The following is a 12549-nucleotide window of genomic DNA, read 5'->3' as shown; positions in this document are numbered from 1 at the left end:
GCCTAGACTGACCTGATGACAGGGCCCGCGCGACGCGCGACCGGACGCGGAGTGTCTCGAGGGGTATCTCGCGACCGCCACGGTCGCGGCATCCGCTCGTCGGTCACGGTGCCGCCGCTTCCGCGATTGCGCACGCGCGCCGACCTCTTCGAGTCGACCGTCGCATCGACGGCCGACTACCTGCGGGATCTCTGGGCCGACGACCTGCACGACGTGCGCGTCGAGGTCGCCGACCTCCCGTCGCGGCTCGGCGTCGAGACCGACAACCCGACCGACACCGCCGGTGTGGAACGCTGGCGTGTGGCTCCCTCCGAGAAGAGGATCACGCTCTTCCGCGTGCCCGTCGAGCGCTTCTCGAAGCTGCAGCGTTCCGACGACGTGCAACGGCAGCTCTACGTCGAGAGCTGCGTCTTCCGCGCCGTCGCGGAGTACCTCGGCAAAGACCCCTGGGATCTCGCGCCCGAGCGCTATCGATCGCTCTGACGAGCTCACGACGGGATCGGGCGCGCGGCGGTCAGCGCGCGGCGGGGCGACCGCGATACACGGCGATGTCGCTCGACCCGGCGCCGGGGGAGCTGATGCGGTACGACGCCGCTTGCGCCTCGCCCGAGTAGGTCACGGCGGCCGTGACACCCTCGACGCCCTCGAGGTCGACCTCGTCACCCGCCCTGACGGCGAGTGAGACACTCTCCGACGCGTCGAGTGTCACGGCGGTCTGTCGTTCGGTCACCTCGTCGTCGTCGTCGCGACGGATCGTCACGACGACGTCGCGTTGCTCGCCGCTCGCGTTGGCGAGGTGGATGCGGGCCGCGGGCCCCGGCGCGACGGTCGCGATCGCGGTCTCCCGCAGCGGGCTCGGCGCCGTGAGCCACATGAAGTCGCTCGCGACCTCGTCGGCCACGACACTCACGCGAGCGGCCGCGACGACGGGCTCCTCGGAGTCGACCCTCACGGTGTAGCGACCGTCTTCGAGCCCCGCGACAGGGATGTCGGTGACCTCGCCCGCGGTGACCTCGACCTCGAACGACGCGGCGTCCGCGGTCGCGTCGGACCCGACGCCGTCGCCGTCGTCGCCATCGCCGGAGCCCGAGGACGACAGGTCGGTCTCGGGAGTGATGGTGACCGTCACGGTCGTGTCGGTACTCCCGGGCGCGAAGATCCGCACGATGCTCTCGAGGTCGACGAACCCCGTCTCGGTCTGGGCCGCGACGACGTCCTCGCCGTCGACGACGCGGAATCCGGGGATGACCGCCGACCGCGACGGCGTGGCCGTGGTGCCGACGATGTCGACCCCGCCGGGAGCGAGGGTGCGCACTGTGGACTGCTGGAGGTTGGCGACGACGAGGCCGCCCTGGCTCGACACGTGCACGACGGGCGAGACGAGATCGGGGGCGAACCCGGCGAGCGAGAACACGCGCTGCGTGCTCGGCGCCACCGTGATGCCCTCGGTGCCCGGCGCGATGATCTCGCCTTCGTCGCCGTAGATGCGGAGCGAGACGACCGCGGCGACGGCCGAGGGGTTGCTCAGGGTCACGAGGGTGTTGCGCCCGACATCCGTCGCCCCACCGACGAGCCAGGAGTCGCCCGCGGCCTCGGAGCACTCGGCCGCGGTGAGACCGACGAGGTCGCCCGCCGACACGTCGGCGGACTGGGCGCCCGCGAGAGCGACATCGTCGCTCGACGGACCAGACGCGCTCGACGGCGGGAGGGTCACGAGAGTGGGAGCGACGTCGCGAGAGTCGTCGGTGTCGTCGAGCGGCGCGGACTCGGCGCCCGGCTCCGTCGCCCGCACGACCTCGTCGACCTCGCCGACCGACGAGACGACCGTCGCGCCTCCCGACTCGTCGCCGAATTGCAGGAGCGGACCGGGGCACACCCGCTGCTGCGCGGTCGCGAGGGGCTCGACGAGCGAGACGGGGGGATCGACGGTGTAGGCGCGATCGGTCACGACCGTCGCGGCGCCGATGGCCACGACCGCGACCGCGACCGCGATGGCGCCCGTGAGGCCGCGAGCGGTCACGACGATCGCGCCCTTGCGGGTGACACGGCGGAAGCGGCGAGCGCGCGGGTTCTGCTCCCCCGTCGGTTCGGGGAGCGGGGTCTCGAGAGACGACTCCTCCTCCGGCTCGAGCCCCGTGGGCTCGGCGGCGGTGGGCTCGGCGGCCGGCTCGGCGGCGCCCGGCTCGGTGGCGCCCTGCTCGGCGGCGCCCGGCTCGGCGGCGCCCTGCTCGACCGGGTCGGGGCCGGTAGCGGGTGGCTCCGTTGGGCCGGCGCCGTCGTCGCGTCCCGTGCGGTCAGTCATCGTCGGTCCTCTCGAACGTCGTCGCGGGTCGATCGCTCACCCGGCCGCGATCGGCGACCTCGCGCCGACCCAATCCGGTCGGGATAGCGAGCAGCACGGTGAGGCCGACGACGAGGCCCTGAACGACGAGCACGAGGATCCCGTAGACCGACTCGGTGTTGCGGCTGCCCCGATCGAGCTGCGCGTCCGCTTGCTCGCCCGAGGCCGTCTCGTCACCCGAATAGCGCCACAGTGATCCCGCAGCGGTGTCGCCGACAGGGACGAACAGCGCGTTGCCGTCGAGCGCCTCCTTCGCGCGCGTGGTGACCGCGTCGGTCTCCTCGCCCTCAGAAGTGGCGAGCAGTACGAACGCGATCGAGAGGCGGTCGAGTTCGGCCGCGGAATCGAACCCGCTGCGCGACACGAGGTTGCCCGCGAGAGTCGCGACGGCGACCTCCTCGGCGCCCGCATCCGTCGTCGTCCACCACAGGGTCGACTGGTCGTCGAGGTGCGTGCCCCGACCGCGCTCGAGCGTCGCCGAGATCTCGTCGCCCGCGACAGGGTCGAGAACGAGGGTGCCCACGTCGGGGCGCGACTGGGCCTCGGCGTCGACGAAGGCCGGGAGCATCCGATCGGTCGACGGCGCGATCGTCGTCGACCCGAGGAAGACGGCGGAGATGAGGGGCACGGCGACGAGAACCGAGGCGACCCCGACGAGAAGAGCGGCGCTCGTCGCCGCCCGCCCGATGGCGTCGAGAGCGACGATCGCCGACCCGAGCAGACCGAGCCAGTAGAGACTCGCGCCGGCACCGGACCACAGGGCGACGGGGGCGTCGGCGATCGAGGTCACGGAGATCCGCGACGCGAGCACGGCGGTCGCATAGCCGACGAGGGCGACGGCGAGCGCGGGGATCGCTCGGCGCGACCCGCGCACGAAGAGGGCGAGCACCGCGAGCACCGCGAGGGGGAGCAAGAGTGCGGACGCCACGATCGGTCCCGCCGTCGACGGGAGCGAGAGCTCGCCGAGCAACTCCGTCCAGCCGTCGGAGCCTCCCGTGAGCGAGCCGAGCGCGAGCTGGAGTCCCGACAGGGTGCCGCCACCCGACGGCACGCCAGGGTCGGCGAGCAGACCGAGCGGGGTGCCCCGCGTGATCTGGTCGACGACGAGCGGCGCGAAGAGCACCGCGGCCGGAAGCGGGATGGCGAGAACACGGTGCGCGTTCGACGGGCGGAACACCATGAGCGCGACCCACGCGAGAACGAGAACCGGAACGGTCGACGGAGCCGAGGCGGCGATCACGGCGAAGACGAGGGCCGCCCCCGCGGATGCCGCCCACGAACTCGAGGCGCCGAGCAGGAGCACGACGAACACCGGCAGCACGATGTGCACGATCGCCGCGCCGAGGTGGCCCGTGTGGAGGGAGCCGAGGAACGGCGGGGCGACCGCCCACAGGATGGCGGCGAGGGCGGGGAGCCACGGCCTCTCGCTCAAGCGTCTCGCGCAGAACCACGCGCTCAGTGACGCGAGAGGGAGGGCGACGAGGTAGAGCAGCACTATCGCGAGCGACGGTTGCCAGAAGGTGATGCTCCCGAGCACCGCGAGGAGGGCGGCGAACGGGTCGGCTGCACCGTCGAATCCGGTGCCGATCGACCTCGCACCCCACCCGACGTTGCTCCACAGTTGCGACACGGAGTCCGCGAGCGGCACGAGTGACCCACCGACGACCGTCGTCGAGCCGAGGAGAGTGCCGAAGGCGATGAGCCCCAGGAGACCGGTGATGACGACCGCCCAGAGTCCCCCGCCCGAGATGAACCCGAGCGGTTCGACGAGGGCGACGGGCACGGCACCGCGCGGCGCAGTGCCGGATTTGCGGGCGCGCTGTTCCCGCGCAGCCCGCGCCGTGATGCGCAGCGGCTCGATCGACGACCATCCGAGGGTCTTCGTGCGACGCAGCGTTCGGCGCGCGGCGGCGACCCTGCCGATACCGACGGCCGCCGTGAGGGCCGCACCGAATTCAGCGCCGACGAGCCCCGGCCGTTTCGCGAGGAGGTGCACGATCGATCGGGCGATAGCGAGGGGCAGGAGCGACAGCCAGTGCAGCGGGACCGCCGCGAGGGGGGCGTAGGTGAGCCGCCGGTGCAGTTGGGCTGCGCGCGCGATCGTCGTGCGCTTGGCGGAGCTCACGCGCGGTGCGTCGAACAGATAGGGACCACCGGCACTCGCGACCTTGGCCGCGGGAACGCCGATGACACGGTGTCCCGCGAGTCTCGCGCGGATGGAGAAGTCGAGCGACGCGTCGGTCGAGCCGAGGGCGGGGTCGAACCCGCCGAGCTCGGCCCAGAGCGACCGGCGAACGAGCATTCCCGAGGCGGAGACACCCAGGACGTCGTTCTGCACGTCGTGCTGTGCTTGATCGAGCTCGCTCGCGACGAGTCCGACCGACGCCCCGAGCTTCGTCATCGATTCGCCGAACTCCGCGATCACGGCAGGGTCGTCGATGCGCATGAGCTTGGGTCCGGCGATCGCGACCGAGGGTGCGATCTCGACCGCGCCGAGGAGCGCGGCCAGCGCGTCCGGTTCGGGCACGTTGTCGTGCGCGAGGAGCCAGAGCCACTCCCCCGGCTCCCCCGGGGGCACGGCGACGTCGAGGGCGTGCGATACGGCCGCACCGAACGACGAACCGGACGGCGCGGCGACGAGGTGCGCTGCCGAGGAGCGCGCGAAGACCTCGCTCGACCTGTCGACGGACGCGACATCCACTCCGACGAGGTTGTCGGGGAGCCTCGATTGGCGTCCGACGGCCTCGAGGGTTCGCTCGAGGAGGTCGGCGCCCGAGTGGGCGACGACGATCGCGGTTACTCGCTGACGCATCTGACCGAGCCTAAAGCCGCGTGGCGCAGATCAGACGGGTGACACACGCGGGCGGGCAAAGCCCCGAGCTCGACGACTCAGGTCACGCGCTGTCGCGCTTGCGCAGTTTGCGTCGCTCGCGCTCGGAGAGTCCGCCCCAGATACCGAATCTCTCGTCGTTCTGGAGGGCGTACTCGAGGCAATCCGACCGCACTTCGCACGAGAGGCAGATCTTCTTCGCGTCGCGAGTCGAACCGCCCTTCTCGGGAAAGAAGGCCTCGGGGTCCGTCTGCGCGCACAGCGAGTCGGTCTGCCACGCGAGCGGGTTGTCGTCGTCGAGCTGGGGCTTGCGGACCCCGGGGACTCCGAGCTGAACCGGGTCGACGAACCAGTCGTCGGGAACCCCGCGCCTCACGGAACCCGACTCCCCCGAGTCCAGTTGCCTGCTCGACCTGTCATCGTTGGCCATAGCCATATCACGATCTCCCCTCCGCACGGCGTTCCGGCGTCCGCCTGTCGCGTTAGGGATAATTACACCCGTGTAGTTAGCTCGCGTCAAGTCGCGAATCGTAAAGCCTCAACCGGCTATCGAGAGTTGGCGACGCGCCGACGGTTTGATGCCGATGCGCAACCGTCACGACGCGGCAGTGCCCCGTCTCGCGCTCCAGGCGCTCGACACCATGTCGTGGAGCGAGTGCCGCATGCGCCAATCGAGGTCGCGCGCGGCGAGGTCCCCCGCCGCGACGATGCGCGCGGGATCGCCGGGGCGGCGGGGTCCCACCTCGGGAGAGAACGGGATGCCCGTGACCTCGGCGATCGTCGTCATGATCTCGCCGACCGAGACCCCCGCGCCGCTCCCGAGGTTGTAGGCCGCCTCGAGGCCCTCTCCCGCGTCGAGGCGCTCGGCGGCGCGCACGTGCGAGTGGGCGAGGTCGACGACGTGGATGTAGTCACGCACGTTCGTGCCGTCGGGCGTGTCGTAGTCCGCTCCGTTGATACGCGGCGTCCTGCCGTCGAGCAGGGCCTCGAAGACGATCGGAAAGAGATTGTGCGGGCTCACGTCGAAGACGCCGTCACTGCCGGAGCCGACGACGTTGAAGTACCGCAGTGACGTGTGACGCAACCCGGCGGCGACCTCCTGATCGCGCAGGAGCCACTCGCCGATGAGTTTCGATTCGCCGTAGGGCGACTGCGGGTTCTTCGGGGTGTCCTCGGTCACGAGATCGGTGTCGGGCGTTCCGTAGACCGCGGCGCTCGACGAGAACACGGCGCGATCGACCCCGCGATCCTCCATCGCCGCGAGGAGGGTCGCCGTGCCCGTGACGTTCTGCGCGTAGGTGTGGAGCGGGCGCGACACCGACACCCCCGCGTACTTGAAGCCGGCCACGTGGATGACCCCCGTGACACCGTGCGCGTCGAAACTGCGCACGAGAGCGTCACCGTCGAGGATGCTCCCGCGCACGAAGGGCACGCTCGCCGGGACGAACTCCTCACGACCACTCGAGAGGTCGTCGTAGACGACGGCCGCGAGGCCGTTGTCGACGAGAGCGCGCACCACGTGAGAACCGATATAGCCGGCACCGCCGGTCACAAGCCAAGTCATTCCGCAAGCCTATGACCGTCGGCGGACCACCCCGTGGCACGCTTGCGGGATGCACCCTCGGCTCCGGACCCTCCTCGCCGACGAGCGCACACGGTTCGTTGTCATCGGGGGTGTCAACACGGTCGTCGCCTACGCGCTCTTCCTCGCCTTCGAAGCGCTCCTCGACGGGAGGTACTTCGTGAGCCTCGCGCTCTCCTACGCTCTCGCGACCGTGCTCGCCTTCGTGCTGCATCGGCGCGTGACCTTCGGCCTCACGGGGCGGTCGAACGTCATCCTCGACTTCGTGCGCTTCGAGAGCGTCTACGTCGTGATGTTCGCCGTCAACGCGGCACTCCTGCCCGTGTTCATCGAGCTCGCGGGGTGGCCGTCGTGGCTCGCTCAAGCGACGATCGTCGTGATCACGACGATCATGAGCTACCTCGGGCACAAGTTCTTCTCGTTCCGGAGGCGCCCCCGATGACTCCCGCCGCTCAGCCGGGCATCGCGACGAACAGTTCGCCCCCCGAGACCGCCACGGCGGTGACCTCGGGCGTGAGGTAGCTCGCCTGGCCGGGAGACAGGGTCGCGTTCTCGCCCGTCGTCTCGTCGCGGATCACGACCTCTCCTCCCGTGCAGAGCGCGATCGCGGGGCCCGTGAGGCCCACGAGCACGGGGTCCGACCCGTCGCGCGACGCGGCGTCGACTCGCGCGAGAACGAAGTCCCTCACATCGGGCCGGAAGATCTCGATCCCCTCGGACGGCCGCTCGGGCTCGATCACGGGCGGCGGCGTCGCCGAGAAGTCGAGCACCGAGGTGAGCTCGCCGACGTCGACGTGCTTGACCGTGAGCCCCCCGCGCAAGACGTTGTCCGACGCCGTCATGATCTCGACGCCGAGGCCGTGGAGATAGGCGTGGATGTTGCCCGCGGGCAGGTAGAGCGCCTCACCCCGCCGAAGGGTCACCCTGTTGAGCAAGAGGGCGACGGCGATCCCCGGGTCACCGGGGTGGTGCTCCGCGAGGAGGGCCACGGTGCGCGCGGCGAGCAGCGTCGCGGGCGGAGCGGATTCCTCCGCCGACACCGCCGCCGACGTGGCCGTGAGCACGCGCACGATCTCATCGACCTCGGATCCGCCAGCGCTCAGCCACGCGACCGCGTGCTCGAGGGGGTCGGCGCCGTCGGGGATCCCGTGACCCTCGAGCCTCGACGCCCAGAGCTTGAGGGAAGACGACGTCTCCGCCCGCTCGGCGAGGTCGCGGATGACCGCCTGTGACTCCGCGAGCTCACGGAAGCCGCACACCGCCTCGAATGTCTCGCTCAGCGCGACGAGGATCTCGGGCTTCGCGAACTCGTCCCTGTAGTTGCGGTTCGGCGCGTCGAGGGGCACCCCGGCGCGATTCTCCCGCGCGAAGCCCTCTCGCGCTTGCTCCGGAGTCGGATGCGCTTGCAGCGAGAGTGGAGCCTCGGCGGCGAGGAGCTTGAGCAGAAACGGGAGTCGCTCGGCGTCGGGCGACCCGAGAGCCGCGACGGGGTCGGCCGAGATCCACTCGTCGAGGGTCCGCGCTCCGCCCACGGCTGCGGGGTCGACGATGACGCTCGGCGAACCCGAGTGGGCCCCGAACCACAGCTCGGCCTCGGGCTCGACCGACCTCTCGCGACCGACGAGCTCGGCGATCGCCGAGCGGGAACCCCACGCGTACGGCCTGGGGGTGTTGGTGATGCTGACGAACATCCGGTGCTTTCGCTCGTGAGGCGACTGCCTCGGGATCGGCCGACGAGTGGGCGCGACCTACAAAGGTGCCCGACTCGGGCTGGCGCCGCGTTAGACCAAACTACCAACCCGTTCGCCCCTCGACCCTCCCCGATCTAGGCTCCGAGAGCCGCACGACGTGACACCGTGCCGCCGAAACCAGCATCGAAACCGAGCAATGGAGCAGGTCATGACCTTCGAGCCCCTCAGCAGCGACTTCTACGGATACGAGAACGCCCTCAGCGACGAGGAGAAGGCCCTCATCATCGAGTTGCGCGCGTTCCTCGAAGCCGAGGTCCGCCCCCTCGTCAACGACCTGTGGTCGAACGCGGAGTTCTTCCCCCGCCACATCGTGCAAGGGCTCGCCGACCTCGGACTCTTCGGGCAACCGTGGGAGGAGACCAAGCGCTTCGACAACTCCGCGGTCTTCCGCGGCTGGGTCGCTCTCGAACTCGCGCGAGTGGATGCGAGCCTCGCGACCCTCGTGGGAATGCAGAACGGTCTCGTGATGGGGTCCATCGCCGTGGCGGGGTCGCCCGAGCAGCGCGCCGAGTGGCTCCCGAAGTTCGCGTCGGGAGAGCTGCTCGGTGCATTCGGGCTCACCGAACCGCTCTCGGGCTCCGATGCGGCGCAGGGGCTGCGCACGACGGCGACCCTCGAGGGGGACTCGTGGGTGCTCAACGGCGCCAAGCGGTGGATCGGCAACGGCTCGATCAGCGACGTGACGATCATCTGGGCGAAGGACACCGCCGACGGCCAGGTGAAGGGCTTCATCGTCCCGACGTCGACGCCCGGGTACTCGGCGACGCGCATCGAGAACAAGCAGGCCCTGCGCATCGTGCAGAACGCCGACATCACCCTCGAGAACGTCGTCGTTCCCGAAGCCAACCGCCTGCAGAAGTCGAAGTCGTTCCGCGAGACCGCGGCAGTGCTGCGCCTCACGCGCGCCGAGGTCGCGTGGGCCGCCGTCGGAAACTCGGTCGGCGCCTACGACGCCGCCGTGAAGTACGCCGACGAGCGCGTGCAGTTCGGCAAGCCGATCGGCAGCCACCAGCTCGTGCAAGACCTGCTCGCGAAGAGTCTCGGCAACATCACCGCGTCGATCGGCATGGTCACTCGCGTGTCGGCGATGCTCGACGAGGGCACCCAGCGAGACGAGCACGCCTCGCTCGCCAAGTTCTACACGACGGCGCGCATGCGGGAGACCGTGGCATGGTGCCGCGAGCTCATGGGTGGCAACGGCATCGTGCTCGACTACGACGTCATCCGCTACTTCGCCGACGCCGAGGCGATCTACTCCTACGAGGGCACGCGCGAGATGAACACGCTCATCGTGGGTCGCGCGATCACGGGCAAGGCCGCGTTCGTCTGATCGGCGCCGCCCACCCGCGCTGCCGCCCTCCCGCCGCGGGATCACCGGGGTGCGGGCGGTAGCCTTGCCCCATGACGACGCTCGATAGCCGCGGGTTTCTCACGGGGTTCGCGGCCTTCGTGTTCTTCACGGGCTTCGCCGCCGACGCGTGGCGCAATTCGATCACGTGGTGGGGCTACGGCGTCGTCGTGATCGCGTCGCTCGCGCTCGCGATCGTCGTGCTCGTGAGGCACCGCCTGGTGCTCCGCGCGAGCGATGTGCCCGTGCCTCTCGTCGCGTTCCTCGCGCTGTGCGCCGCGTCGATCGTGTGGTCGCGCTATCCGCTCGAGTCCGCCGCCGGACTCCTGTTGCAGCTCCTCACGACGACGATCGGGCTCGCTGTCGCGCTCACGGTCGATCGCGCGGCGATCCTCCGGGCTCTCGGTCGAGCGCTCACGGCGATCCTCGCTCTGTCGCTCGTCTTCGAACTCGTCGTGGCCTTCGTCGTGCGTGCCCCCGTGCTGCCCGTGTGGGTCGTGGGCGCCGATCGCGTCGACCCGCCCCTTCTGCTGTTCTGGTCGCGCAACGTGCTTCTCGACGGCGAACCCGTGCAGGGCATCGTCGGATCGTCGAGCCTCCTCGCGATGGTCGCTTTCCTCGCGATCATCGTTCTCGGCGTGCAACTCGCGGCGGGCATGATCCGCCGATCACGCGCGATCGCGTGGCTCGCCCTCGCGGGCGCAACGGTCGCGATCACCCGATCCGCGACCGTTCTCCTCGGCCTCGTCGCCGTCGCCGTCGTGCTCGCCATGATCCTGATCGTGCGACGCACCCCCTCGGGTCGGCCGCGCGCGATCGTCTACGGGTCGCTCGCGGTGGCGGGCGTCGGTCTCGTCGCGATCGCCCTCGTCGCGAGGGAGGGCATCCTGAGCACCCTCGGCAAGAGCTCCGACCTCACCGGGCGGGCGGGGATCTGGGAGGCCGTCATCGGACTCGCCGAGCAGCGCCCCGCCCTCGGGTGGGGATGGATCAGCTTCTGGGCGCCGTGGCGCGAGCCGTTCGCCGACCTCGTGACCCGCAACGGGGTCGTGCAGCTGCACGCCCACAACGCGTGGCTCGACGTGTGGCTACAACTCGGGATCGTCGGGCTCGTGGTCTTCGGCGCCCTCGTTCTCTCGACGACACTGCGCGCGTGGTTGCTCGCGACCGATCGCGTGGTGACCTCGGCCTCCGAGCGCGGACGATTCTCGTCCGTCTCACTCGCCGCCCCCCTGCTCATGACGGCTCTCCTCGTGCAGTCGCTCGCCGAGAGTCGGTTGCTCATCGAGGGCGGCTGGCTCCTGCTCGTCGTCCTCGCCGCGTCGACGAAGGCGAGCCACCCGTCGAGGGCGCGCTCCCTCCCCTCCGTGGTCGACGCCGAGGTGCGATCGTGACCCCACCGCCGCACCGCACCCTCATCGAGGTCGGGGTGTCGGTGCTCGCGTCGGCACGGTTCACCCAAGCGCTCACCGTCGCGATCCTCGGCACCGCCTTCCTGTCGTCGACGGTCAAGGCGACGATGGGGTGGGAGGGGCTCATCGGCGCCCTCGTGTGCCTCGTCGTGCTCGCGGGCGCCTCCCTCGCTGTGTCGCGCGAGGAGATCGAGTGGCGCGGGTTGCTGCCGATCTCGCTCATCCTCTTCATCGGATGGTGCGGAGCGACGATCCTCTGGAGCGATTACCAGTGGGCGACACTCGGCTCGATCGCGTACCAGGTCGCGTTCGCCTCACTCGGGGTCTTCGTGGCGCTGCGGCGCGATCTCATCCAGATCGTCCGCGCGGTCGGTGATGTGCTGCGCACCGTTCTCGTCGCGTCGCTCGCCCTCGAAGTGCTCGTCGGCATCCTCCTCGACACCTCGGCCCCGTTCCTGAGGATCGACGGGTCCCTCGCCGACGGCGGCCCCATCCAGGGCCTGCTCGGAACGCGCAACCAGCTCGGCCTCGTCGCGGTCATCGCGCTCATCACCTTCTCGATCGAGCTCGTCACGCGGTCCGCCGATCGTGGGCTCGCGGTGGGGTCGATCGTACTCGCGGCCCTCTCGGTGTGGTTCACCGGGTCGCCCGTGAGTCTCGGGGTGCTCGCCGCCGTCGCCGTGACCTCGGCCGTGCTCGTGTGGTTGCGCCGGCTCGATCCCGACCCTCGACGGGTCGCGCAGTTCGCGCTCCTCGGCACGACGGTCTTCGTGCTCACCGCGGCCTTCGTGTTCCGCTCGCGACTCATCGCCGTGCTCGACGCGGGCAGCGAGTTCGAGTTCCGCTACAGCCTCTGGCTCGACGTCGTCGAGCGCGCGGCCACGAGAACCGTCGAGGGCTTCGGATGGCTCGGCCTCTGGCGGCGCGACCTGCCCCCGTACATCGGCATCGACCCCTTCGGGCCCGCGCACTCGTCGGCACTCAACGCCTACCTCGACGTCCTCCTGCAGACCGGCATCGTCGGGCTCTTCGCGTTCATCGCGCTCCTCGGGCTCACGCTCGTGCGATCGTGGCTGCTCGCGTCGAACAAGCGGAGCGTCGTGTTCGCGTGGGTCCCCCTCGTGCTCGTCGCACTCATCCTCACCTCGGCGGCCGAGAGCTCGATCCTCGTCGAGTTCGGCTGGCTCCTGCTCGTGATCTGCTGCGTGCGCTCGGCGCACGAGCTGAGCTGGAGATCGCGACTCCCCGAGGCGTAGACCGCGGCGCCCGTCGCCCGGCGCCGGTA

10 protein-coding genes are annotated in these 12549 nt (G+C 70.4%); 5 read left to right on the top strand and 5 right to left on the bottom strand.

All coding sequences use genetic code 11. From position 1 onward, the window contains the following. The first annotated feature begins 15 nt into the window (after positions 1–15). Complete coding sequence (locus tag ACLHG5_RS00610) at positions 16–483, top strand: metallopeptidase family protein (RefSeq protein WP_411317555.1); 468 nt, start codon at positions 16–18, stop codon at positions 481–483. Positions 484–514: 31 nt separating this feature from the next. Here ACLHG5_RS00610 and ACLHG5_RS00605 read toward each other — a convergent pair whose 3' ends face one another. From ACLHG5_RS00605 to galE, 4 genes are all read right to left on the bottom strand, one after another. Next, positions 515–2302 (bottom strand): DUF5719 family protein, encoded by a 1788-nt coding sequence (locus ACLHG5_RS00605; RefSeq protein WP_411317554.1) that lies wholly within the window; start codon positions 2300–2302, stop codon positions 515–517. Next, complete coding sequence (locus tag ACLHG5_RS00600) at positions 2295–5153, bottom strand: glycosyltransferase (protein ID WP_411317553.1); 2859 nt, start codon at positions 5151–5153, stop codon at positions 2295–2297. The genes ACLHG5_RS00605 and ACLHG5_RS00600 overlap by 8 nt, the downstream gene beginning before the upstream one ends. An 82-nt stretch (positions 5154–5235) precedes the next feature. Further along, positions 5236–5601, bottom strand: a complete 366-nt coding sequence (locus ACLHG5_RS00595) for a WhiB family transcriptional regulator (protein ID WP_411316150.1) — start codon at positions 5599–5601, stop codon at positions 5236–5238. 165 nt (positions 5602–5766) lie between these two features. Further along, the gene (gene galE, locus ACLHG5_RS00590; RefSeq protein ID WP_411316151.1) at positions 5767–6735 is read right to left on the bottom strand and encodes a UDP-glucose 4-epimerase GalE; all 969 of its coding nucleotides are present in this window, start codon (positions 6733–6735) and stop codon (positions 5767–5769) included. Positions 6736–6784: 49 nt separating this feature from the next. Here galE and ACLHG5_RS00585 point away from each other — a divergent pair, with 49 nt between their 5' ends. Next, entirely contained in the window at positions 6785–7195 is a 411-nt protein-coding gene (locus ACLHG5_RS00585) for a GtrA family protein (protein WP_411316152.1), read from the top strand. A 10-nt stretch (positions 7196–7205) separates the two neighbouring features. Here ACLHG5_RS00585 and manA read toward each other — a convergent pair whose 3' ends face one another. Beyond that, positions 7206–8444, bottom strand: a complete 1239-nt coding sequence (gene manA, locus ACLHG5_RS00580) for a mannose-6-phosphate isomerase, class I (RefSeq protein WP_411317552.1) — start codon at positions 8442–8444, stop codon at positions 7206–7208. A 208-nt stretch (positions 8445–8652) separates the two neighbouring features. On the opposite strand from manA, the gene ACLHG5_RS00575 reads away from it, so the two are divergent. From ACLHG5_RS00575 to ACLHG5_RS00565, 3 genes are all read left to right on the top strand, one after another. Then, positions 8653–9834, top strand: a complete 1182-nt coding sequence (locus ACLHG5_RS00575) for an acyl-CoA dehydrogenase family protein (RefSeq protein ID WP_411316154.1) — start codon at positions 8653–8655, stop codon at positions 9832–9834. 71 nt (positions 9835–9905) lie between these two features. After that, positions 9906–11246 carry an O-antigen ligase family protein gene (locus tag ACLHG5_RS00570; RefSeq protein ID WP_411317551.1) on the top strand — a complete coding sequence of 447 codons (1341 nt, stop codon included), beginning with the start codon at positions 9906–9908 and terminating at the stop codon, positions 11244–11246. Beyond that, entirely contained in the window at positions 11243–12520 is a 1278-nt protein-coding gene (locus ACLHG5_RS00565) for an O-antigen ligase family protein (RefSeq protein WP_411316156.1), read from the top strand. Before ACLHG5_RS00570 ends, ACLHG5_RS00565 begins: the two co-directional genes overlap by 4 nt. Positions 12521–12549 lie beyond the last annotated feature (29 nt).

Source organism: Marisediminicola sp. LYQ85, from assembly GCF_046600695.1.
GTDB lineage: Bacteria > Actinomycetota > Actinomycetes > Actinomycetales > Microbacteriaceae > Marisediminicola.
The sequence above is the reverse complement of the archived record's forward strand: the minus strand, read 5'-3'. Positions and strand labels throughout refer to the sequence as shown.

Bases quoted from the DNA above. Each gene is read 5' to 3' on its own strand.
- ACLHG5_RS00600 (WP_411317553.1), bottom strand. From the start codon at position 5,153: ATGCGTCAGCGAGTAACCGCGATCGTCGTCGCCCACTCGGGCGCCGAC.
- galE (WP_411316151.1), bottom strand. From the start codon at position 6,735: ATGACTTGGCTTGTGACCGGCGGTGCCGGCTATATCGGTTCTCACGTG.
- ACLHG5_RS00585 (WP_411316152.1), top strand. From the start codon at position 6,785: ATGCACCCTCGGCTCCGGACCCTCCTCGCCGACGAGCGCACACGGTTC.
- ACLHG5_RS00610 (WP_411317555.1), top strand. From the start codon at position 16: ATGACAGGGCCCGCGCGACGCGCGACCGGACGCGGAGTGTCTCGAGGG.
- manA (WP_411317552.1), bottom strand. From the start codon at position 8,444: ATGTTCGTCAGCATCACCAACACCCCCAGGCCGTACGCGTGGGGTTCC.
- ACLHG5_RS00575 (WP_411316154.1), top strand. From the start codon at position 8,653: ATGACCTTCGAGCCCCTCAGCAGCGACTTCTACGGATACGAGAACGCC.
- ACLHG5_RS00595 (WP_411316150.1), bottom strand. From the start codon at position 5,601: ATGGCCAACGATGACAGGTCGAGCAGGCAACTGGACTCGGGGGAGTCG.
- ACLHG5_RS00570 (WP_411317551.1), top strand. From the start codon at position 9,906: ATGACGACGCTCGATAGCCGCGGGTTTCTCACGGGGTTCGCGGCCTTC.
- ACLHG5_RS00605 (WP_411317554.1), bottom strand. From the start codon at position 2,302: ATGACTGACCGCACGGGACGCGACGACGGCGCCGGCCCAACGGAGCCA.